This is a genomic window from Parvimonas pharyngis (assembly GCF_046569675.1).
GTDB lineage: Bacteria > Bacillota > Clostridia > Tissierellales > Peptoniphilaceae > Parvimonas.
Genome location: NZ_JBKICJ010000003.1, coordinates 109,714 through 133,753, shown reverse-complemented (window position 1 = coordinate 133,753; position 24,040 = coordinate 109,714). Strand labels below are relative to the sequence as shown.

The 24,040-nt window shown below is 28.7% G+C and carries 22 protein-coding genes; 20 read left to right on the top strand and 2 right to left on the bottom strand.

Annotation, left to right across the window (positions count from 1 at the left end; translation table 11 throughout):
- Window position 1 precedes the first annotated feature (1 nt).
- From ACLGL0_RS04650 to brnQ, 9 genes are all read left to right on the top strand, one after another.
- Window positions 2-937 carry a DMT family transporter gene (locus tag ACLGL0_RS04650; RefSeq protein WP_411013821.1) on the top strand — a complete coding sequence of 312 codons (936 nt, stop codon included), beginning with the start codon at window positions 2-4 and terminating at the stop codon, window positions 935-937.
- A 108-nt stretch (window positions 938-1,045) separates the two neighbouring features.
- Entirely contained in the window at window positions 1,046-1,249 is a 204-nt protein-coding gene (locus ACLGL0_RS04645) for a hypothetical protein (RefSeq protein WP_411013820.1), read from the top strand.
- Between the two features lie 34 nt (window positions 1,250-1,283).
- Window positions 1,284-1,955 carry a nitroreductase family protein gene (locus ACLGL0_RS04640; protein WP_411013819.1) on the top strand — a complete coding sequence of 224 codons (672 nt, stop codon included), beginning with the start codon at window positions 1,284-1,286 and terminating at the stop codon, window positions 1,953-1,955.
- 9 nt (window positions 1,956-1,964) lie between these two features.
- Window positions 1,965-3,092, top strand: coding sequence for an Mbeg1-like protein (locus ACLGL0_RS04635; protein WP_411013818.1), 1,128 nt, complete (start codon window positions 1,965-1,967; stop codon window positions 3,090-3,092).
- Window positions 3,093-3,281: 189 nt separating this feature from the next.
- Window positions 3,282-3,692, top strand: coding sequence for a 30S ribosomal protein S12 (gene rpsL, locus ACLGL0_RS04630; RefSeq protein WP_009355082.1), 411 nt, complete (start codon window positions 3,282-3,284; stop codon window positions 3,690-3,692).
- A 131-nt stretch (window positions 3,693-3,823) separates the two neighbouring features.
- The gene (rpsG, locus tag ACLGL0_RS04625; protein WP_068474480.1) at window positions 3,824-4,294 is read left to right on the top strand and encodes a 30S ribosomal protein S7; all 471 of its coding nucleotides are present in this window, start codon (window positions 3,824-3,826) and stop codon (window positions 4,292-4,294) included.
- Between the two features lie 39 nt (window positions 4,295-4,333).
- The gene (gene fusA, locus ACLGL0_RS04620) at window positions 4,334-6,409 is read left to right on the top strand and encodes an elongation factor G (protein ID WP_411013817.1); all 2,076 of its coding nucleotides are present in this window, start codon (window positions 4,334-4,336) and stop codon (window positions 6,407-6,409) included.
- 20 nt (window positions 6,410-6,429) lie between these two features.
- Window positions 6,430-7,623, top strand: coding sequence for an elongation factor Tu (tuf, locus tag ACLGL0_RS04615; RefSeq protein ID WP_411013816.1), 1,194 nt, complete (start codon window positions 6,430-6,432; stop codon window positions 7,621-7,623).
- 265 nt (window positions 7,624-7,888) lie between these two features.
- Complete coding sequence (gene brnQ, locus ACLGL0_RS04610; RefSeq protein ID WP_411013815.1) at window positions 7,889-9,307, top strand: branched-chain amino acid transport system II carrier protein; 1,419 nt, start codon at window positions 7,889-7,891, stop codon at window positions 9,305-9,307.
- Between the two features lie 901 nt (window positions 9,308-10,208).
- Here the strand turns inward: brnQ and gpmA are convergent.
- Window positions 10,209-10,952 carry a 2,3-diphosphoglycerate-dependent phosphoglycerate mutase gene (gpmA, locus tag ACLGL0_RS04605; protein ID WP_411013814.1) on the bottom strand — a complete coding sequence of 248 codons (744 nt, stop codon included), beginning with the start codon at window positions 10,950-10,952 and terminating at the stop codon, window positions 10,209-10,211.
- Window positions 10,953-11,079: 127 nt separating this feature from the next.
- Here gpmA and ACLGL0_RS04600 point away from each other — a divergent pair, with 127 nt between their 5' ends.
- From ACLGL0_RS04600 to ACLGL0_RS04575, 6 genes are all read left to right on the top strand, one after another.
- A complete protein-coding gene (locus tag ACLGL0_RS04600; protein WP_411013813.1) occupies window positions 11,080-11,937 on the top strand; it encodes an ABC transporter permease in 858 nt (285 codons plus the stop codon).
- Entirely contained in the window at window positions 11,931-12,719 is a 789-nt protein-coding gene (locus ACLGL0_RS04595) for an ABC transporter permease (RefSeq protein ID WP_411013812.1), read from the top strand. Before ACLGL0_RS04600 ends, ACLGL0_RS04595 begins: the two co-directional genes overlap by 7 nt.
- On the top strand, window positions 12,706-13,794 hold the full coding sequence (locus tag ACLGL0_RS04590) for an ABC transporter substrate-binding protein (protein ID WP_411013811.1): 1,089 nt from the start codon (window positions 12,706-12,708) through the stop codon (window positions 13,792-13,794). The genes ACLGL0_RS04595 and ACLGL0_RS04590 overlap by 14 nt, the downstream gene beginning before the upstream one ends.
- A 203-nt stretch (window positions 13,795-13,997) precedes the next feature.
- Window positions 13,998-15,434, top strand: coding sequence for an APC family permease (locus ACLGL0_RS04585; protein WP_233056459.1), 1,437 nt, complete (start codon window positions 13,998-14,000; stop codon window positions 15,432-15,434).
- Window positions 15,435-15,541: 107 nt separating this feature from the next.
- Window positions 15,542-16,861 carry a M18 family aminopeptidase gene (locus ACLGL0_RS04580; RefSeq protein ID WP_411009904.1) on the top strand — a complete coding sequence of 440 codons (1,320 nt, stop codon included), beginning with the start codon at window positions 15,542-15,544 and terminating at the stop codon, window positions 16,859-16,861.
- Window positions 16,861-17,247: a hypothetical protein gene (locus ACLGL0_RS04575; protein ID WP_411013810.1), complete on the top strand. Its 387-nt coding sequence runs from the start codon at window positions 16,861-16,863 to the stop codon at window positions 17,245-17,247. The genes ACLGL0_RS04580 and ACLGL0_RS04575 overlap by 1 nt, the downstream gene beginning before the upstream one ends.
- 33 nt (window positions 17,248-17,280) lie before the next feature.
- On the opposite strand, the gene ACLGL0_RS04570 is transcribed toward ACLGL0_RS04575, so the two are convergent.
- Window positions 17,281-17,799: a hypothetical protein gene (locus tag ACLGL0_RS04570; protein ID WP_411013809.1), complete on the bottom strand. Its 519-nt coding sequence runs from the start codon at window positions 17,797-17,799 to the stop codon at window positions 17,281-17,283.
- Between the two features lie 538 nt (window positions 17,800-18,337).
- On the opposite strand from ACLGL0_RS04570, the gene ACLGL0_RS04565 reads away from it, so the two are divergent.
- The 5 genes from ACLGL0_RS04565 (at window position 18,338) to ACLGL0_RS04545 (ending at window position 23,999) form a co-directional block, all read left to right on the top strand.
- Entirely contained in the window at window positions 18,338-19,513 is a 1,176-nt protein-coding gene (locus ACLGL0_RS04565) for an iron-containing alcohol dehydrogenase (protein ID WP_411013808.1), read from the top strand.
- A 250-nt stretch (window positions 19,514-19,763) separates the two neighbouring features.
- Window positions 19,764-21,014 carry an ABC transporter permease gene (locus ACLGL0_RS04560; RefSeq protein WP_411013807.1) on the top strand — a complete coding sequence of 417 codons (1,251 nt, stop codon included), beginning with the start codon at window positions 19,764-19,766 and terminating at the stop codon, window positions 21,012-21,014.
- Complete coding sequence (locus ACLGL0_RS04555; RefSeq protein WP_314557699.1) at window positions 21,007-21,876, top strand: ABC transporter ATP-binding protein; 870 nt, start codon at window positions 21,007-21,009, stop codon at window positions 21,874-21,876. Before ACLGL0_RS04560 ends, ACLGL0_RS04555 begins: the two co-directional genes overlap by 8 nt.
- Before the next feature lie 9 nt (window positions 21,877-21,885).
- On the top strand, window positions 21,886-22,761 hold the full coding sequence (locus ACLGL0_RS04550; RefSeq protein ID WP_411013806.1) for a hypothetical protein: 876 nt from the start codon (window positions 21,886-21,888) through the stop codon (window positions 22,759-22,761).
- A gap of 218 nt (window positions 22,762-22,979) precedes the next feature.
- Window positions 22,980-23,999, top strand: coding sequence for a LacI family DNA-binding transcriptional regulator (locus ACLGL0_RS04545; protein WP_411013805.1), 1,020 nt, complete (start codon window positions 22,980-22,982; stop codon window positions 23,997-23,999).
- Window positions 24,000-24,040: the final 41 nt, after the last annotated feature.

Sequence of the window (24,040 nt, the reverse complement as noted above, 5' to 3'; positions counted from 1 at the left end):
TTTGAACAATATATCACATAGAACTAGTTTTTTAGCTAAAATCGCTCTTTTTATTGTAGCTATTTTATGGGGAACATCCCTTACAGTAGTTAAGAGTGCAGCAGATGTATTTAAACCTAATTTTCTATTAGGTATTAGATTTACAATTGCAGGAATTATCCTTGCGGTAATTTTTCATAAAAAATTATTTAAGGCAGATAAAAAAGAGTTAGTAGCTGGAGCTATAATTGGGGTGTTTTTATTTGTTGCATATTCAAGCCAAACTCTTGGAGTTACTTTTACAACTCCAGGACGTAGTGGATTTTTATCAGCATCATATTGTGTAATCGTACCATTTTTATATTGGATTACAAACAAAGTTAGACCTGATAAATTTAATGTATCTGCAGCGGTATTCTGTATTATAGGAATCTTTTTTATTGCCATGGCAGGAGAGAGTGGTTCAATTTTTAATTCAAGTATAACTGCAATTTATGGAGATGCACTTGCGCTTTTAAGTGGGCTTTTATTTGCATCTCATATCGTTATGGTTACAAAATTAGGAGTTGGAAAAGATCCATTTGTTTTAACAATAATGCAATTTTTAGTAGCTGGTGTTTTATCTTGGATAACTACATTTGCTTTTGAAAACAATGCTGGAATGCAAATTACTTTAAGACCAATGCTTGAAGTATTATATCTTTCTGTAATGTGTACAGCTGTTGCGTTATTATTACAAAATTTAGGACAAAAATATACAGATCCAAGTAGTGCAGCAATCATTTTAGGTTGTGAGTCAATCTTTGGTGTTGCATTACCGGTTGCTCTTGGAATTGAAAGCTTAACTGTTAAATCAGTTATCGGTTTTGTTTTGATTTTTATTGCCATAATAATTTCAGAAACAAAATTATCTTTCTTATTTAAAAAGAAAACTGAAGAAGTAGAAAATATAAAATAGAAGTCTTAAGACTTCTTTTTTTATTTGAAAAAAATCATTTTTGTTGACTTTTACTACGCTGTGTGCTACCATAAGAAATAAGGATAATTGGTTTCAATGGGGGGCATCTTGAAAGATACATTTGCAATAATTTGCGGGAAATTAGTATATCATTTAGGTAAAAAATTTACTCCATGTAGTTCTTTGCCAGGGAAAATTGCTTTGAATTTAGAAAGAAATTTATATAAAAATTTATATAAAATTAAAGATTTATCTAAAATTGAAATGATAATTAAGAGTTTGAGGATTCGCCAAAAAGAAGTAGTATTTTAGGGGCGTTATGCCCTTTTATTTTATGAGAGGTATTATGGATTTTGAAAGATATATTGAACAAAGACATTCTGTAAGAGCATATACACCAAAAGATATAGAACAAAATTTGATTGATGAAATAAATTTAGATATAGAACGATATAATAGTTTAGCTAATTTGAATATTCAATTTATAACAAACGAGCCCGATGCTTTTGGAAAAAGTATTTTAGCAGATTTTGGTAGATTTAAAAATGTTAAAAATTATATCGCTTTGATTGGGAAAAAATGTGATAATCTTGATGAAAAAATCGGATATTTTGGAGAAAAGCTAGTTTTAAAAGCACAAAGTCTAGGACTTAATACCTGTTGGGTTGGTGGAACTTACAGCAAAAAGAATAGTAGATACAAAATAGAAAAAGATGAAAAACTTGTATGTGTTATTGCCATAGGATATGGAGAAACAAATGGTAAGGTTAGAAAGCTTAAAAGTGTTTCTTCTGTTGCTATAAGTGATGTAGAAATGCCAAATTGGTTTTTAAGAGGTGTTAAATTTGCCTTACTTGCTCCAACAGCATTGAATCAGCAGAGATATATAATTAGTTTAAAGAATAATAAAGTTGAGATAAATTCAAAAATTGGTTTTTACACAAAAGTAGATTTGGGAATAGTTAAATGCCATTTTGAATTAGGTGTTGGTAAAGAACATTATTGTTTTGAATATTAGGAGAAAATTATGTTTGGGATTGATGTATTTTTAATATTAAATTGTATAATATATGTTAGTAGTTTTGAAAAAGATGATGTTGATGAAAATATTGTTGGCAAAAGTCTGTTTGAAATTTCGGATTTGTTGGAATGTAAGAAAAATTCTTTAGGAATTTTTCCGGCGGAAATAAACGAAGAGGAGTTTTCTAATATTGTAAATACAATTAAAAATAATAGAGAATTATATGAAAAGATTAAAATAGTAGATGTAGATAATTCTGTATATGGAAACATCTCGGGAAGCGATAGAGTAGTAAATGTAACATTTTTATATGAAGATAATCTGATTATTGTTTATAAAGGTACTGCAGGAGATTTTGAGTGGAAAGATAATGTAGAAGGTACTTATAATATTTCTGATACAAAACAACAAAGGATAGCTTTAAGATATTTTGACGAAATGGTTGAAAAGTTTAAAGATGTTAAAAAAATATATGTTTCTGGACATTCTAAAGGCGGAAATAAATCTCAATATATAGGTGTTTTAAGAGGAAATATGTCAAAACTTGAAAGAGTATATTCTTTTGATGGTCAGGGCTTTAATAGTATATTTTTAAAAAAATACAATAAAGAAATAGAAAATAACAGGCATAAAATCTTTAATATTTGTAACGAATATGACTATGTAAATATTCTTTTATTCTCTATAGCAAATAAAATATTTATTAAATCTACAACTAATATTGGAAATGATGATGACAGACAATCTAAACTTAAACATAGATTTGGAGGTTTTCATTCTCCTTATTCAATGTTTAAAAACGAAAATGGAATATTAATTTTAAATGAAGTTACTGAACAAAGTGATATTATGAAAAACTTCGAGAAACTATTTGAATATTATAATACAAATATGGAAATTGAAGATAGCAAATTTATGTATTATAGAATGTCGCTATTTATGATGGAAAGTGGAAGTGAAGTGTTTGGAGAAGATATTCCTACTACGCCAAAAGGATTTTTAAAAAGATTTACAAATCTTACAAAGGAATATACAAAACATGAGAACGAACTGAGTTTTTCAGAAATAATGACTTTGTTTAAACCTATATTAACAGATATTAGTTCAATTTTAATAAAAGGAAAATTGGAATAATAAAATTAGAATAGAAAATAATTATTTAAGGAGATTTTTTTGAAAAAAATCTCTTTTTCTTTTTTTGAATTTTCTAAAAAATAGCCATAAAAATGTTGACTTTTGTATATATAAATGATAAAATATGTAGGTACATTTAATAATGTATAGTTATGTGCATTTTTAGAAAATAATTAAGGAGGTGAAGAAATGCCAACTATTAACCAGTTAATTAAACAAGGAAGACAAAAAGCTGTAACTAAATCAAAAGCACCAGCATTAAGTTTCAATTTTAATACACTTAAAAAGAGAAGTACTGCTAGTGAATCACCACAAAAAAGAGGTGTATGTACAGCTGTAAGAACTGTAACTCCTAAGAAACCTAACTCAGCGTTACGTAAGGTTGCAAGGGTTAGATTAACAAACGGAATGGAAGTTGCAGCTTATATTCCAGGTATAGGTCATAACCTTCAAGAACACAGCGTTGTGCTTATTAGAGGGGGAAGAGTAAAGGACCTTCCAGGGGTTAGATACCACATTATCAGAGGTACATTAGATACTGCTGGGGTAGCTAACAGAAAGCAAGGAAGATCTAAATACGGAGCTAAAAGACCTAAATAATTAAACTGATGTGGCAGAAATGTTTTATTAATAAGAGTTTAACTTTATAATACATACATTTGTGTGCTTATCAGCAAAGAAAAATCGCTGAGTACCAGTGATACTACTAATATAGTAAGGAGGGAAGAAAGGTGCCAAGAAAAGGACATGTTCCAAAGAGAGAGGTAATGCCAGATCCAATTTACGGAGATGTGGTTGTTACTAAACTTATAAACAACATCATGCTTGACGGGAAAAAAGGAACTGCTCAAGCAATAGTTTACGGTGCATTTGAAATCGTAAAAGAAAAAACTGGCGAAGAACCAACTGAAGTTTTCAGAAAAGCTTTAGAAAATATCATGCCTGTTTTAGAAATTAAAGCAAGACGTATAGGTGGGGCAACATACCAAGTGCCTATTCAAGTTAGACCTGAAAGAAGACAAACTTTAGGTTTAAGATGGTTAGTAACTTACTCTAGAAATAGAGGAGAAAAAACTATGAAAGAAAGACTTGCTAAAGAAATTCTTGATGCTGTTAATAACACTGGATCAAGTGTTAAGAAGAGAGAAGACACTCATAAGATGGCTGAAGCTAACAAGGCTTTTGCACATTACGGATTCTAATATAGGATTTTTATTTAAAAGGAAAGGGGAAATGCTATTGTGGTAAGACAATATTCACTTGAAAACACAAGAAATATTGGTATAATGGCGCATATCGATGCTGGTAAAACAACAGTAACTGAAAGAATGCTTTATTATACAGGAAAGATCCACAAAATAGGTGATACTCATGAAGGTGCTGCACAAATGGACTGGATGGAGCAAGAAAAAGAAAGAGGTATCACTATTAGTTCAGCTGCTACTACATGTATATGGAATGATACAAGAATTAACATCATTGACACTCCAGGACACGTTGACTTTACTGTAGAAGTTGAAAGATCTTTAAGAGTTCTTGACGGCTCAGTTGCACTTTTTGATGCAAAGAGCGGTGTAGAACCACAATCAGAAACTGTTTGGAGACAAGCAGACAAATATGGCGTACCACGTATTTGCTTTATAAATAAAATGGATGCTACTGGAGCTAACTATTATGACTCTATCGAAACTATTAAGGATAAGTTAAAAGCTAATCCAGTACCTATTCAAATTCCTATTGGAGCTGAATCAGAATTTGTAGGAGTAATTGACTTAGTTTCAATGCACGCTATTATTTATAAAAATGACTTAGGTACAGACATAGAAGAAACTGATATTCCAGATGCTTACAAAGATAAAGCAGAAGAATATCGTCAAAACTTATTGGAAGCATTAGCTGAAACAGATGAGTTTATTATGGAAAAATATTTAGAAGGAGATGCAATTTCTCCAACTGAATTAAGAGGAGCTATTAGAAGAGCTACTATTAATCTATCAATAAACCCAGTACTTTGTGGATCAGCTTATAAGAACAAAGGGGTTCAACCTTTATTAAATGCTATCGTAGATTACATGCCATCACCATTAGACATTCCTGCAATTGAAGGTGTTGATGATAATGAACAAGCAGTAGAAAGACATGCATCAGATGATGAACCTTTCTCAGCATTAGCATTTAAAATTGTTGCTGACCCATTTGTTGGAAAGCTTGCATATTTCAGAGTATACTCAGGAACTTTAGAATCAGGTTCTTATGTATATAACTCAACAAAAGGCAAAAAAGAAAGAATTGGTAGAATTCTTATGATGCATGCTAACAAGAGAGAAGAAGTTGATAGCGTTTCAGCTGGAGACATCGCTGCAGCGGTAGGTCTTAAAGATACTACAACTGGAGATACTCTTTGTGATATGAATAGCCATGTAATTCTTGAAAAAATGGAATTCCCAGAACCAGTTATTTCTGTTGCAATAGAACCAAAAACAAAAGCATCTCAAGAAAAAATGAGTATAGCTTTACACAAATTAGCTGAAGAAGATCCTACTTTCAGAACTTATACTGATGAAGAAACTGGTCAAACAATTATTTCAGGTATGGGTGAATTACACTTAGAAATCATCGTAGATAGACTTTTAAGAGAATTCAAAGTAGAAGCTAATATAGGTAATCCACAAGTTTCTTACAGAGAATCAATTTCTCAAGGTGCAGAAGCTGAAGGAAAATACATCAGACAATCTGGTGGTAGTGGACAATACGGACACTGTAAAATTAAAATTGAACCTCAAGAAGCTGGTAAAGGCTTTGAGTTTGTAAATAATATCGTAGGGGGAGCTATTCCAAAAGAATATATCGGACCTGTTCAAAAAGGTATTGAAGAAGCGACTCAAGCTGGGGTACTAGCTGGATATCCAGTTTTAGATGTTAAAGTTACTTTATATGATGGTTCATACCACGAAGTTGACTCATCTGAAATGGCATTCAAAATTGCTGGTTCAATGGCATTTAGACAAGCAGTATCAAAAGCTGCTCCGGTTCTATTAGAACCAATGATGAAAGTTGAAATTACAACTCCAGATGAATATTTAGGAGATGTAATGGGAGACGTTTCATCAAGAAGAGGTAGAATCCAAGGTATGAATCCAAAGAATGGTGTTCATGTACTTGATGCATTTATACCTTTAGCAGAAATGTTTGGATATGCAACTGACTTAAGAAGTAATACTCAAGGTCGTGCAACATATTCAATGCAATTCGATCATTATGAAAAAGTGCCTCAAGCAATTGCTGATAAAGTAATTGGAGAGAGAGCAAAAAAATAGATTAGGAGGATTTTAGTAAAATGGCTAAGCAAAAATTTGAAAGAACTAAACCACACGTTAATATCGGAACTATCGGTCACGTTGACCATGGTAAAACTACTTTAACTGCAGCTATCACTTTAGTATTAAATAGAAGATTTGGTACTGGTGAATTCGTTGATTATGCAAACATCGACAAAGCTCCAGAAGAAAGAGAAAGAGGAATCACTATTTCAACTTCTCACGTTGAATACGAAACAGCAAACAGACACTATGCACACGTTGACTGCCCAGGACACGCTGACTATGTAAAGAACATGATCACTGGTGCTGCTCAAATGGACGGAGCTATCTTAGTAGTAAGTGCTGCTGATGGTCCAATGCCTCAAACAAGAGAACATATCTTACTTGCAAGACAAGTAGGCGTTCCAAAAATCGTTGTTTTCTTAAATAAAGAAGACCAAGTTGATGATCCAGAATTAATCGAACTTGTAGAAATGGAAGTTAGAGAATTATTAAGTGAATATGATTATGATGGAGATAACACTCCAATCGTAGTTGGTTCAGCTTTAAAAGCTCTTGAAGATCCAGATGGACCATGGGGAGATAAAATCGTTAAATTAATGGAAGAAGTTGACGCATACATCCCAGAACCAGTTAGAGATATTGATAACCCATTCTTAATGCCAGTAGAAGACGTATTCTCAATCACAGGTAGAGGAACTGTTGCTACAGGTAGAGTAGAAAAAGGTAAAGTAAAAGTTCAAGATAACGTTGAATTAGTAGGTTTAACTACTGAAAGAAGAACAGTTGTAGTAACTGGTGTTGAAATGTTCAAGAAGATGTTAGACGAAGCAGCTGCTGGAGATAACGTTGGTTTATTATTAAGAGGTGTTCAAAGAAATGAAATCCAAAGAGGACAAGTTCTTTCTAAACCAGGAACAATCAATCCACATACTAAATTCGAATCAGAAGTTTACGTATTAACTAAAGAAGAAGGTGGAAGACATACTCCATTCTTCTCAGGATATAGACCACAATTCTACTTCAGAACAACTGACGTAACTGGTAACATCCAATTAGAAGATGGCGTAGAAATGGTTATGCCAGGAGATAACGCTAAATTCATAATCGAATTAATCACTCCAATCGCTATTGATGAAGGTTTAAGATTTGCCATCAGAGAAGGCGGAAGAACTGTAGGTTCAGGCGTTGTAACTAAGATTTTAGCATAATTATAATTATGATTTTAAAAGGGAACTGTAAAGTTCCCTTTTTTATTGTGAAATAATTTGAGTAATTGTAAAATTTAATGTAAACCTTATACTTATATAAAATATTTAATACAATAAACTTTATTCATTTTTAGTTTTATATACTTCAAATTATAAAATAAATTAGAAAATATAAAGATAAATTTTTTAATTACCATACCTTGCGTGTTTTTGGTTTTTATGGTATTATTACATCAGAAATCGTTTTTTTATTTTAGGAGGAAATATGAAAAAAGAAATAAGAATAATATTTGTAATTGGCTTTAGCTTATTTGCAATGTTCTTTGGTGCTGGAAACTTGATATTTCCAACATTTCTTGGATATAATTCTGGTTCATATTGGCCAATTGCATTTCTTTTGTATATGGCTGCTGATGGACTTTTAGCAATGGTATCACTATATACTGTATTTTGTTCTGGGGGAATTACTGAGTTTGTTAAACCTTTAGGAAAATATTTGGGAACAATTATTTTAGTTTGTATTTCATTATGCATAGGACCTTTAGTTGCTATTCCTAGAACAGGTGCTATAACATATGATTTGGGAGTTAAAAACTTTGGATTTCATAATCTTATTATAACAACTGCAATCTTTTTTATTATAACATATTTAATCTGTATTAAATCTGAAAAAATTGTAGATTTTATAGGAAGATATTTAACTCCAACACTTCTAGTATTTTTAATTATTATGATTATAACTGGAATAATTTCTCCAGTTGGGCAAATTCAACCTGGTGAAGATTTACAAAAAGTAATGTATGAGTCATTTATAAATGGCTTCCAAACTCTTGATGGACTTGGAGCAGGACTATTTAATGCGGTAATAATAAATGCTTTAATTTTCTACAAAATTAAAAAAGAAAGAGAAAAAAAGGTAATATTATCTTCTTCCATTATAGCTTTTATTTGTTTAAGTATTGTTTATGGTGGTCTTTGCTTTTTGGGGGCAAGTTCAAGACTAAATGTTGAGGGCGCAAAAAACGGAACAGTAATTTTACTTCATTTTACTAATTTATTATTTGGACGTTCTGGAATTTTAATGCTATCAGTTATTGTAATTTTAGCTTGTCTTACAACTTCTGTTGCACTTACAGGAGGGGTTGCTGAATATCTATCAGAATTAGTTCCAAAGATATCTTATAAGATATGGGTTATGATTGTTTGTTTTGCAAGTTTTGTTTTCTCATGTTTAGGAATAGATGCGATAATACAATTGGCAGTTCCACTTTTATTTACTTTATATCCACCAATAATCATATTAATTTTAACAAGTGTTTTTAGAAAGAGATTTACTTGTGAAAAGGCCATAAAATATGCTGCAATTTTATCACTTGTTATTGGTTTAATGACAGTGTTAAATGATTCTTTTGGAATTTTTGAATTTATAAAATTATTACCACTTAGTTCTTTGAGTTTTGGGTATCTAATTCCATCTATGGTTGTATTTATAATCATAGCATTTTTTGAAAAGAATACTGGAGATCATATTGATGTGCCAAAGGTATTAAATACAAGAATCACTCTACATGATGAAGATGTTGGAATGCTTTACTATATATCAGAAAAAATTGACGAGCCAAAATCTGAGGTTATAAGAAAAGCAATTAAGAATCTATATGATGAAATTAAAGATAATGAATAAATTAAAAGCAACAATTTACATTGTTGCTTAGAGCAAAGACAAAGTATAATTTTTGTCTTTGCTTTTTTTTATTTTTGTTTTTATTGTGAAACAAAAAAGTTTCCGGGTACCCAATGTATCTACGATACATTTACTTTTGCTAAAGCAAAAGTATGAGATCTTTCGACTACACTTCGCTATGCTACGTTTCGCTCAAGATGACGTATAAGGGAATAATCGTTGTTTGATAGCTAGACGTTAAGAGTAAACAAACTTCAAAATATCTTTTTAAATGTAGTAGAAAAAATATAGTAAAAAATCATATAAACTTATTTAAAAATATAGGCTATAAAACAAAATAGTTCACGTCATAGCAATTAAAAAAGAAGAACCCCAAACACGTCATCTCGACCGTAGTTAATCTAGCCCTAACTTTGTTTACTTGTAAACAAAAGTAGGTCTGACGAGGTAATTGTATCTTTAGATACAATTACTCTGGAAATCTCAATTATTGTTTGTTTACAAACAATAATATTTCTGAAAGAAATAAAAAATAAAATTTCTGTATGTATCTGCGATACATTTACTTTTGCTAAAGCAAAAGTATGAGATCTCTCCGCGTTGGTCGAGATGACGTATAAAGGAAGTACCTTTGTTTAAGAGCTAGACGTTAAAAGCAAATAAACTTCGAAAATAATTTAAAAAAAGAGATAAAAAATATATAAAACAAAATAATTCACGTCAAGGGTGGGGTTCTTTTTAAATTATTTGCCTATAGTTAAATATTATACTACTTACTCTCTTTTTCTCCACTAAAAAAGTGCCAATGATTGCTCATCGACACCTTTGTTATTAGTCTGAGCAACAATTTACATTGTTGCTTTTTTTGTGCATAAAAAAAGGTGATAATCACCTTTTTAGTCTATTTCTTTTTAGTTTGATTTGCAACGGAATTAATCTTTGCATTAATTAAATCTTGATTTCCTAAGTAGTATTTGTTTATAACTTTGAAATTATCATCAAATTCATAAACTAAAGGAATACCAGTTGGAATATTAACAGAAATTATTTCTTCATCAGTTAAATTGTCTAAATACTTAACTAATGCTCTAAGTGAATTTCCATGAGCAGCAATTAATACTCTTTTTCCGTCAATCATATCTTTTTTAATAACTTCTTCGTAGTAAGGAATAACTCTTTCAATTGTGTCTTTTAAACTTTCATGGTAGGGTAATTCACTTTTACAAACATTTCTGTATGGCGCTTGATTATGTGGACATCTTTCATCTTCCTTATCAAGTGCAGGAGGTGGTACATCAAATGATCTTCTCCATAATTTCACTTGATCTTCTCCATATTTTTCAGCAGTTTCAGCTTTATTTAAGCCTTGTAATGCTCCATAATGTCTTTCATTTAGTTTCCATGTCTTTATAACAGGAAGCCATTGTCTATCCATTCTTTCTAAAACTATATTTAGAGTGTTTATTGCTCTTTTTAGATAAGAACAGTAGCATACATCAAAATCAAATTCATTTTCTTTTAAGGAGAAACCAGCTTCATTTGCTTCTATAACTCCTTTGTCAGAAAGTCCTACATCTGTCCAACCTGTAAATAAATTTAATTTATTCCATTCGCTTTCTCCATGTCTAATTAAAACTAATTTCATTTTCAAAAACTCCTTTAATTTTTATTACCTTAATTATAGTATAAATTTTGAAACATTACAAGAAAAACTTGTCTAATAACTCTTTTGATGTTAAAATAATAGTTAAGTAATTTATTTTGGAGGATTTATGTTACGAAAACATTTATATAGAATAAGAGCTATGCCATATTTTTTATGGACTACTCTATTTACAATAATACCTTTGATTTTTATAATTTACTATTCTTTTAAAGTTAAAGATGAGAGTTTTGTTTTTACCTTTGATAATTACAAAAAATTTTTTACTCCTACTTATGTAAAAATTATTTTTGTATCTTTAAAATTATCATTGATTTCAACTCTATTATGTCTTATTTTAGGCTTTCCTGCTGGTTTTTTTCTAAGTAGGATTAAAGATGAAAAAAGAAGAAATATCTTTGTATTATTATTCATTATGCCATTATGGACTAATTTTTTACTTAGAACATATTCTTGGATGAGTATTTTTAGAGAACAGGGAATAATAAATCAAATGTTAATGAATTTTGGATTTATAGATAGTCCAATAAAATTTTTAAATAATAATTTTGCAATAATTATAGGAATGATTTATAACTTTTTACCTTTCATGGTACTTCCAATTTATACAGCACTTATAAATATAGATAGAGAATATATAGAGTGTGCTAAAGACTTGGGGGCAAAAGGTAAAGATTTGTTTTTACGAATTATTTTTCCATTAAGTTTTAAAGGGGTAGTATCAGGATGTATTATGGTATTTATGCCTTCTGTAACTACTTTTATAATTTCTGATTTACTTGGTGGAAGTCAAAATATGCTAGTTGGGAATTTAATTCAAAGGGAGTTTTTACAAGCTAGAAATTGGGAAACTGGTTCTAGTATATCCTTAATTATGATTTCTATTATTTTTGTATGCCTTATTATTTTTAAATTATTTCTAAACAAATCAGAAAATGAATTCGCAGAAGGATTTAAAATATGGTAAAAAAACATACTGGAAAAATCTATTTATTTTTATTATATATATTTTTATATATGCCAATAATATTTATGGTAGTTTTTTCTTTTAATGAATCAAGATATAGCAATGCTTTTACAGGTTTTAGTTTAAAATGGTATATAGAACTATTTAAAGATGAGTCTGTTATGAAAGTTTTTGGTCAGACAATTATAATAACTGCAATTGCTACGGTATTTGCATTAATAATTGGAACTTTGGGTGCATGGTCGATTTACAAAGCTTTTAGTCCAAAACTCAAAACTTATTTTACAAATGTCTCCTATATACCACTTATACTTCCTGATATTGTAATAGCTATTGGAATGATAATTTTATATGTATTTTTTAAAATTAATTTTGGATATTTCACTGTGATTTTATCACATATAATTTTTAATGTTCCATTTGTAGTTTTTGCAATCTTACCGAAATTATTAACCTTTGATAAAAGCCTATTTGATGCTGGAACAGATTTAGGTGCAAGGCAGTTTCAAGTATTTAGAAGAATTGTATTGCCTCAGTTAATTCCTAATATAATAATAGCGTCATTAGTTTGTATAACATTGTCTTTGGATGATTTTACAGTAAGTTATTTTACTTCGGGTAATGGTGTTGCTACACTTTCAGTTAAAATTTATTCAATGACAAAAAGAGGGATAAGCCCTAAGATAAATGCACTATCAACACTATTATTTGCAATAATAATATTGATTTCGACAATAACTTATTTATTTAAAAACAAGGGAGAAAAAAATGAAAAAAATTAAAAATTTATTAGTATTATTACTTTTTCTAGTTGCAACTGTTTCTTTTACAGCATGTGCAAAAACAGAGAAAAAAGAAGAAAAGAAAGAAGAAAAGACAGAACAAAATACAGAAAAGAAAGTTTTAAATGTTACAAATACTGATCTTTTTATTGATCCTGAAACAATAAAAGAATTTGAAAAAGAATTCAATTGTAAAGTAAATTACACATTCTTTGAAGAAAATGAAGAATATTATACAAAATTAAAAAGTGGTGCTGAAAAATATGATGTAATAGTAGCAAGTGATTATATGGTTGATACTATGATTAAAGAAAATATGTTAGAAAAACTTGATAAAAGTAAAATTCCTAATATGGAAAAAGTAAAAAAAGAATATAGAAATTTAGTATTTGATCCTACTTTTGAATATTCAGTTCCTTATACAATTGGAAATATCGGAATTGCTTATGACAAGTCAAAACAAGAAAAAGTTGATAGCTGGGCTGATCTTTGGAGTGAAAAAAATAAAGGTGAAGTTGTAATGCTTGATGGAAGTAGATTTACAATGGCAATAGCAATGATAAAAGAAGGAATAGATCCAAACTCAACAAAGGTTGAAGATATTGAAAAAGCTAAAAATTCTTTAATTGCTCAAAAGAAAATAGTAAAAAATTATGTTGGGGATGACCAAGCAAAAGATAATTTGATAAGTGGTGATTCAAAGTTAACTTGTATCTGGGGTGGAGAAGCTCTACTTGCAAAAGATGAAAATAAAAATGTAGAATTTGTATTTCCAAAAGAGGGAGCAATCTTTATCTTTGATAACTGGGTAATTCCAAAAGTTTCAGAAAATAAAGAATTAGCTGCTAAATTTATAGATTTTATGTCTAGACCAGAAATTTCTGCTAGAAACTGTAATGTTGTAAAATACGGTTCTCCAATAGAAGGAGCTAGAGAATTAATGGATGATAGCTTAAAAAATAGTGATATTGTATTCCCTTCAAAAGAAGTTTTTGAAAAGGGATTCATATTAAAAGATTTAGGAGAATCAAACGAAAAATTACAAGATGCTTGGACAGAAATGAAAGCAAAATAATAGTATAAATAAGAAGACGCCGAAAGGTGTCTTCTCTTTTACAAAATTATAATTTACAGGAACGATTAAGTGAAGTGATAATATTTTTTAAATAAAAATAAAACGTTATCTTATCGTTTATGCCTTTGACAACTATAGCTAAATTTGATATACTTTGTATAGCTAAAAAAATAGCTTTAAAAATTATATTTTAGGAGGATGAAATGGAAGGTTCCGAAAAGAAAATTAGTTGGCAGTCCCTTGTATTTATGTGTTTCTCAACACTTTGGGGATTCGGAAATGTTTTAAACGGTTATATTTACTTTCATGGTACACAAGTAATATTTTCTTGGATACTAATGTTCGCATTGTATTTTATTCCGTATGCACTTATGGTTGGTGAACTTGGTTCTACATTTAAAGATTTAGGTGGTGGAGTTACTTCTTGGATTCAAGAAACAACTAACTCTAAATTAGCTTATTATGCAGGATGGACTTATTGGGCAGTACACATTACTTATATTGCTGGTAAAGGTTCAGGTGGTCTTAAAGCTTTAAGCTTTATGATTTTTAGAGATGCCAAAGCTTATGATAGTATTCCTACAATCTATGTTCAATTAGCTACTTTTGGTGTATTATTGTTATTCTGTTATTTAGCAACAAGAGGTTTAAGTCCTATTAAGAGATTATCTACTATTGCTGGTTCAAGTATGTTTATTTTAGGTATTTTATTTATTCTTATGATGTATGCTGCACCAGTTATTAATCCAAATGGGGGATATTTAAAATTAAACTTATCAATGAGTAATTTATTACCTAAAGTTGATTTGAACTATTTAAGTAGTTTATCAATCTTAGTATTTGCAGTTGGTGGTATTGAAAAAATTTCACCTTATGTAAATAAAGTTGAAGGAGATTCTGCAAAAGAATTCCCTAAAGCTATGATGTTCGCTACTCTAATGGTTGTTATCAGTGCTATATTTGGTACAGTTGCTATGGGACTTATGTTCGATATCAACGAAATCAACGCAAGTAAAGAAGCATTTGACTCTTATGCAGCAAATGGTGCTTACTGGGCATTCCAAAAATTAGGACAATACTATGGTGTTGGTGATTTACTATTAATCATCTATTCAGCAGCTAATACTGTTGGACAATTTGCAACATTATTAATTAGTATTGATGCTCCTTTAAGAATGTTATTAGAAGACCCTAATGCAAGTCAATATATCCCAACAAAATTGTTAAAGAAGAACGAAAAAGGTGCTTATGTAAATGGTATCGTATTAGTTGCAGTACTTGGTGGAGCAATCATATTAGCTCAATCATTTGTACCAGGAGCTACTACAGTTCTAAGACAACTTACTCGTCTTAACGGTGTAGTAATGCCAATGAGATATATGTGGGTATTCGTTGCTTACTTTGCTCTTAGATATGGTAGAGAAGAACTTGACAGACATTATAGATTTGTTAAAAGCAGAGGTGTTGGACTATTCTTTGGTGCTTGGTGTTTCATAGTAACATTAGCTTGTTGTTTACTAGGAATGTACTCAAAAGACCAATTCGAAATGTTCTTAAAGATTATTACTCCGCTAGTTTTAGTTGCTTTAGGTTTAATCTTACCAATTCTTAGAAAAGCAGAAGACAACAAAAAAATGTAATTTATAAAGAAATAAAGGAACTTTGGTTCCTTTATTTTCTTTAAGATATAAATAATGATTTTAATTTAATCAATTAGGGTAAATTTAAAATGATAGGAGGTATTGATATGAATAATATTGAAATTTCAAAAGAGTTATTAACTTTTATTGATTCAAGTAAAAGTATGTTTCATACAGTTGATACAATGAAAAAATATTTTGATAAAGCTGGTTATACATTTTTACCAGAAAATGCAAAATGGGAAATAAAAAAAGGTGGAAATTACTACACTACAAGAAATAATTCAAGTATATTAGCTTTCCAAGTAGGAGAAGAACTTAGCGATTATCATTTCCAAATCACAGCTGCACACAGCGACTCTCCAACATACAAGGTTAAAGCAGTTCCAGAAATGGAAGCGCCAGGAGAACATTTGAAATTAAATGTTGAAGGTTATGGTGGAATGATTGACTCAACTTGGTTTGATAAACCTTTAAGTCTTGCAGGTAGAGTTTTAGTTAGAGAAAATGGAAATATTGTAAATAAATTATTCAATATTGATAAAGATATTTTAATGATACCAAATGTTGCAATTCACTTAAACAGAGAAGTAAACAATGGATATGCTTATAATAAACAAGTTGACTTATTACCTTTATTCTCAGCAGGAGAATTAAAGAAAGGCGATTTCGATAAAATGATTGCTGAAGAATTAGGAGTTAAAGTTGAAGATATAGTTGCAAAAGATTTATTCTTAGTAAATCGTCAAAGACAATGTATTTGGGGATATAAAGATGAATTCGTTTCAACACCAAAACTTGATGATTTACAATGTGCATTTACATCAATGAAAGCATTTTTAGATTCTAAAAACCCAAAGGCAATAAATGTTTGTGCTGTTTTTGATAACGAAGAAGTTGGCTCAAACACAAAACAAGGTGCAATGTCAACATTTATGAAAGATGCTTTAAAGAGAATTAATGCTTCACTTGGTTTTGGAACTGATGAATATCATCAAGCAGTAGCAAAATCTTTCTTAGTAAGTTGTGATAATGCTCATGCTGTTCATCCAAATCATCCTGAACTTTATGATCCAACAAATAGAACATTTATGAACAAAGGTATTGTAATTAAAGAAGCAGCAAATCAAAAATATACAACTGATGCTTTCAGCAGAGCAGTATTTTTAGAAATTTGTAAAAAAGTAGATGTTCCTACACAATACTTTGCAAATAGATCTGATAAAGTTGGTGGTTCAACTCTTGGAAACTTATCAAATATTCAAGTTAGTTTACATGCTCTTGATATAGGAGTTGCACAACTTGGAATGCACTCAAGCTATGAAACTTGTGGAATTAAAGATACAGGATATATGGTTACTGCATTAAAAGAATTCTTCTCAACAAATATTAAAATTGATTGTGCTGACGGAGTGATTTTTGAATAATGGCAAGAAGAATTACGCCAAAAGAAATGGCTGAAGATAAGGCTAAAGTTTCCCTTACAGGATTAACTATAATCATGATGGGAACTTTGTTTATATATTTTTTATGGGCTGTTATAAACAGTAAATTTTTAGTTAATTTCAGTGTAGATTCATTAGTTGGAGTAGTTGCTTTTGTAATCTTAGTTAGAAATTTAAAACTAAAATATGTTATAATTAAAAAATATACAAGTGAAAAACAATTTATGATTTTAGATTTTGTTGCTTTTGTTCTATGCTTTTTAATAAAAGTTGTGGTACAAATACCGTTTGATTTTTCTTTAATCATATTATTACTTTCACATTATGCGACAAAGCAAATATTTAATAAAATTATAGAAAAAAAATGATGTTCAAATGAGCATCATTTTTTGTTTTGAAATTTAATTTTGTATTTTCTTTATGGAATTTTTGATATTATATATAACTTTATCCTTAGGAACATCATCACGTTTTTTAAATATAGGTGTTGGACGACCACCATTTTCTTTTTCTTCAAAACTCAATTCATAAATTCCATCTTTTGAGATTATATTATTCAATTCTTCTTCCAGATATCCTTGAGAAATTTGATATTTTAATTTTCCATTATTTTCAGTAATTTTTAATGTTCCAACGCTTTTACCATTTTGCAAAATAAAAAATGAAAATATATTTTCCTTTATCGAATATGGTTCAGATAATTCCAAATTGTTAACGTCTTTAATTGCTGTACCAGTTAGTTTTTCTTTTACAAAAATCTCTTTTGCATAGTCAACAACTTTTTTTGAAACTGGACTGCTAATCAAATAAAATCCATTTTCGCTTTTACTGGTAGTATAAAATTCTTTATTTTTATTAGAATTACAAGAACATAAAGCTAAAACAGAAAATAAGAAAAAAAATTTTAATAATTTTTTCATTAAATTTATCCTCCAGTATGTTTTTATAATATTTTTAGATTTTTGTTATTTTAAAACAAATTAAACAGTCTCCATTCGTATACCTCGAACAATTTAATGATATTTTTTTATAATTAACAAATGTTTTCATAAGACCATCCTATAATAAATAATTATACTATTAAAAATAAAACTGATAAATGTATTTTTTATTGATTAGAGTATACCATATTATTTTATCAATAGTCAATCAATATATAATATTAATTTTAGTTTTTTTAATGACAATTAAAAAAATACTTATCTTAGATTAGATAAAGATTTATTATTTGACAACGAAAAATAATTATGCTATGCTCATAGTAGCGGTAAAAAGAAAAAATAATATTTTGATCATTATTAAAAAACGATTTTATACGATATATAGGTTAGGAGAGAATTGTTTTAAATAATTCTCTCTTTTTGTTTTCTTATTATAAAATGGGGGTATTCTTTAATTAGATACAGAGAAAATGTAAAATCAATTAAGAAGTATTAAAAAATTTAAAGGAGGTTTTTTATGAAACCATTTATTTATAATATTCCTGTGAAGGTATATTTTGGAGAAGGACAACTTTCCAATCTTGGAAGAGAATTGTCAAAATATGGAAAAAAAGTTTTATTAACTTATGGAGGAGGTTCCATTAAAAAGATAGGACTTTATGATGAGGTTATCAAAGAAATAAAAAGTGCAGGACTTGAAGTTTTTGAACTTTCAGGGATAGAACCTAATCCTAGAATAGAATCTGTTAGAGAGGGTGCTAGAATATGTAAGGAAGAAAATATTGATGTAGTTCTTGCTGTTGGTGGAGGATCAACGATTGACGCCTCAAAATTTATTTGTGCTGGAGCAAAAGTTGATTTTGACCCTTGGGATTTTCTTGATTTAGAAAAAAGAGCAAAAATAGAAGATGCATTGCCTCTTTTAACTATATTAACACTTTCAGCAACTGGTTCTGAAATGGATAATGGTGGAGTTATTTCAAACCTTAAAACAAATGAAAAATTAAGTAATGGTTCAATGGCTATGTTACCAAAGGTATCTTTTCTTGACCCTAAAAATACATACAGTGTAAGTGAGTATCAAACTGCTTGTGGTTCAGCAGATATTTTAAGTCATATCCTAGAAGTTTATTTTACAACAGAAAATGATTTATTTATGCTTGATTGTGTTATGGAAGGTCTTATGAAAACAGTTATAAAATATGCTCCGATAGCAATGAAAGACCCTACAAACTATGAAGCTCGTGCTAATTTAATGTGGGCATCTTCATGGGCAATAAACGGTTTTATAAATGGAAGTAAATCAACTGCATGGAGTTGTCACCCAATGGAACATGAACTTTCAGCATTTTATGATATAACTCATGGACATGGACTTGCAATATTAACTCCTCGTTGGATGCAATATTGTTTAAATGATGAAAATATTTATAAATATGTTCAATTCGGAGTTAATGTTTTTGGCATAGATAAAAATCTGTCTGATAGAGAAATTGCAGAAAAAGCCATTGAAAAACTTTCTGAATTTTTATTTAACGACTTAAAATTACAAAGTACATTAACAGATGTAAATATTAATGATGAAAATTTTGCTATTATGGCTAAGAAGGCTTGCAAGGGAAAAGAAAGTATAAAAGGATTTAAAGAATTAACACCTAAAGATATAGAAAATATTTATAGAATGTGTTTGTAAAATTTTTAAAAATAGTTAAACAAAAACTCGTCTAACATGCTTAGGTGAGTTTTTTTATACAATCTATATGATATAATTTTATTTTATGTCAATATATGATTAAAAATACCAGTTTTTATATTTGACAAAAAATAAAAAATGTGATATCCTCGTGATAACGATTTACCTAGAATATAAAGTAAATAGATAAATTGATTTTTTAAAATGTATTATATATGAAATATTTTTTTGCTTTGCTTTGGAGGTAATTATGTGTAATTTGTTTTTTAAATATTTTATAAAACAGAAGATATTTTTTTTGTTTTTTATATTTATTACATTATTTGGAGTTACAATTTCGTTGAATTCACAATTTGAAAATAAAAATAGTACAAAAAAAGAAATTTCTCATTATGAACAAGTTATAGATGTAAATAAGCAAGATATTGAACAGATAGATGAAGAATTAAAAAATGTTGGAAATTCAGATGAAGATATAAATGATTTAAACAATTCAAAAAAACATTTTTTAAAAGTAATAGAAACTTATGAAATGCTTATTAAAAATGTAAAAAACAATAATTGGAAAAGTATGTATGAATATGAAATGAGTAATCTTAAAGATTCAGATGGACAGTTTACTATATATGCTGTAAATAACATGTTTATAAATGAATTGACTGTAGAAATTTCTTACGAAACTTTAAAATATTTAAAAGATAGTAATATTTCTTCTGCATATCCCCTAAGTTTGCAGAGAACGGAATTTGACCAGCCTAGAACTTCAGAGGAAAGTAAATATCTTGATGAAAATAGCAAAAAAACATTAATCGGAACTTCACATAGATTATGGGACTTTTTTACAAATAATTTAGTATTAATCTATACTTTTATAATTGTAGTAACTTTTGGTATTTTATTTTCAAAACTGGAGGAGAGCCAAAATAAAACAATTAGATTTTTAAGGACATCGGGGGCAAGTAAATTTAGGATTGTATTCTCGGGGCTTTTTACAGGTGGAATTTTAACTATTATACTTGGACTATTAATACCTGCAATATTTTTTGGGATAGAATTTTTAATAAATGGTTCGTCATCTTTTAAATATCCGATTACAACTTATATTGTAAAAAATGATTATTATTCACTTATGAGTTTTGGATATAAGATTGTTCCAATATCTGATGTTTTAACAAAAAGTTTAATTTTGTTCTTGCTTTACGGAACATTTATTTTCTTATTTACAAGTACAATTTCAACTTTTGTAAAATCAAGTGTAAAATCCGTTATTTTATCCTTTGGACTGATAGCGACTTTACAGATGTTTAATAAATGGTATAATCCGTTTTCATATTGGAGAGTTGGAAAGATTGCTGACGGAAGTATAAATATTTTATCTAAAACTATTACTTATAGTTTTAACAAATCTTGTAAAATTTTAGCAATTGGAATTTGTATTTTAACAATTTTATTGATTTGTATAGCTTTTATTCAAGATAGAAGGAGGAATGGATATGCCTAGTTTGTGTATAAAAAATCTTACTAAAAGATATGGAGAGAATGTAGTTTTAAATGATTTATCTTTAGAGCTTGAAAATGCAGAGGTTTGGGCTTTGGTTGCACCTAATGGAACGGGAAAAACTACCCTTTTAGATTGTATTACAAATTTGAATAGCTATCAATCCGGACAGATTACTGTAAATGGTATAGATAATAGGGATAATTCCATTTTTAAAAAATTGTCATATTTACAGGATGCAAGTATTTTATTTCCGAATTTAACTGGACTTGATCATTTGAAATTTGTTTCTAATATACAAAAATTGCCAAAGACAAGAATAAAAGAAATTGTAAGTTTAACAAAGATTGAAAAATTTTATAAAAGACCTGTAAAGACATATTCTTTGGGAATGAAACAGAGATTACTTTTAGCTATTGCACTTATTAATAGTCCTGAAGTTTTATTGCTTGATGAGCCTTTTAACGGACTTGATCCTAGCAGTCAAATAGAGCTTAGAGTTATGTTAAAGGAAATATCAGAAAGGGGAACTCTGGTAATTTTATCTACACATTTTTTAGGAGAAATTAGCCAATTAACTGATAATCTTCTATTCTTAAAGGATAAAAAAATTGTCAAAAAAATTGTAGAAGATGAATTTTTAATCTATGCTATTGATACTACTTCAAATGATCAAGCTTTAGAAATTTTATCTCCATTTGTAGTAAGTGCTGAAATTGAAAAAGATATGATTATTTGTCAATTTAAAAAGAATTCTTTTGACGATGCAATTAAGGCAATACAGGATAAAGGAATAAAATTAATTAAAATAAGAGAGCATATAAATGCTTCTGAACAGATGTATCAAAGACTGTTTGCTGAGTAGGTGAATGTTATGAATACTTTGATATTAGAATTTAAAAAATTTATAAGAAGTAGAATTTTTGTAGTGATTTTAGGAGTTATGTTAGTTTTATTAGCTTCTCTATTTTATAAAAATTATTTAAATTATCAACAAATTGACGCTGATAAAAAACATGAATTACTTTTGATAAAAAAAGGAATAGAGGACATTTTATATCCCGCTGGCGGAAAGTCGCCTTGTATATATTCTGGTGATAAAGAAAAAATGGATTTGTTAAAAAAATCTCTTGAAATATCAGAAAAGACTTTAAAACTAAAGCACAGCGGAGATGATAGAGGCTATATGGAAAGTGCAATTTTGATGTATGAAAAAATCATTGAAATCAAAGAAAACGAAATAAATTTTTCTACGTCAAAAAGTTATGCCCAACATGAAAAAGAAAGGTTATCAGAAATAATAAAAGCAAATGGAACTTTTCAATATGAAGAAGCTCCGTTGGATGGAGTTTTGCTTGAATATAATAATATAAAATATATTTTAGCTGGAATTTTTTTGATGACACTATCTTATTTCTTTATAACAACTTATTTAGATTTTTATTATCATAAGGGATTTTTATTTACACTTCCAATGAAAAAGACGAGTTTTATAATTGGAAAGGCTATTATTTCTTTTATTATTAATATTATATTGATAATAAGCCAGTTTGTTTTTAGTTTAGTTTTTTCTTATCTTTGGAAGTGGAAAAATACTTTTAATTATCCTGTGTTTTCTGATTTGACAGGAGGATTTTTACCTGTTAATAAGGCTTTGGTTAATTATGTAGGAATAGAAATTGGGATATGTTTTGTTGCATTGATTATTTCTACTGTTTTATTCAGCTTATATATAAAAGTTAAAAAATAAAAATTTTACTGTAAAATATATTATAAATATTTTACAGTTTTTTATATGTAAAACATTTTTAGTAATATATTTTTACTAAATAATTATGAATTTTCAAGCGGGAAAATTAGTGAAAATAATTTTCATAAAGTGTTTTATTTTAAATTAAATTATGTTATAATTATATTGATGTTTGTAAACGATTTTTATATTTAATTTTAATTCAAAGGAGTGATAACATGTCAGTACCTACTATAAAAGATGTAGCTAAATTAGCTGGGGTTTCTATTTCAACTGTTTCAAGAGTTATGAATGAGTCAAAACCTGTAAGCCCAGAATCAAGAAGAAAGGTTTTAGATGCTATAAAGAAATTAGATTTTAAGCCTAATGAATTGGCAAGAAGTCTTGTAATGAGAAAATCAAATATGATAGGTGTTATTGTAAAAGATATAGGAATTTCCTATATGGCTCAAATTATTAGAGGAATTGAAGAAATTGGAAGAATGTACAATTATGATATTTTACTTTCTAGTACATACGGAGATATTGAAGTAGAGCATAAGATTATCGAATTTATGTGCACTAAACAAGTTGAAGGAATTATTATGATAAGTGAAAAGATTAATCCGGAAATTTTGTTTAAGTTGAAAAGTAAAAATATTCCATTTGTAAGACTTGATAAATTTTATGAATATACTGATGAACATACAGTAAGTATTGATTACAAATCAACTTGTAATAAAATGACTAACTATCTTGTTGATGAAGGACATGAAAGTATTGTTTTTATAAGTGAGGATATTACAAGTAGAATTGGTAGAGAAAAACTTGCTGGATTTAATGAAGCTGTTGCTGAAAGAAAAGTAAAATCAGCTCTTATAAATGCAAAGGATATAACAGTTCAAGCTGGATATGATATGGGAGAAGAAATTTTCAAGCTTATCAAAGATAATAAATCAACAGTTGTTTTTGCAAGTGAAGATTCTTTAGCAATTGGTTTTATAAGTTATTGTTATGATAACGGACTTAAAGTTCCTCAAGATATTTCAGTTGCAGGCTTCGGAGATGATATAATCGCATCTATTTACAGACCTGCACTTACAACAATAGAAGAACCATATTATGATATGGGTGCAATATCTATGAGAAAGTTGATTAAGGAACTTAGAAACGAAGAAAAATTAAAGGATGTTACAATCTTACCTTCAAGAATTGTTGAAAGAGGATCTGTTGCTACTTTTAAGAAAAAAAATAAATAATTAAAAAATTGCTCTTCTTTTTGAAGAGCTTTTTTTGAATT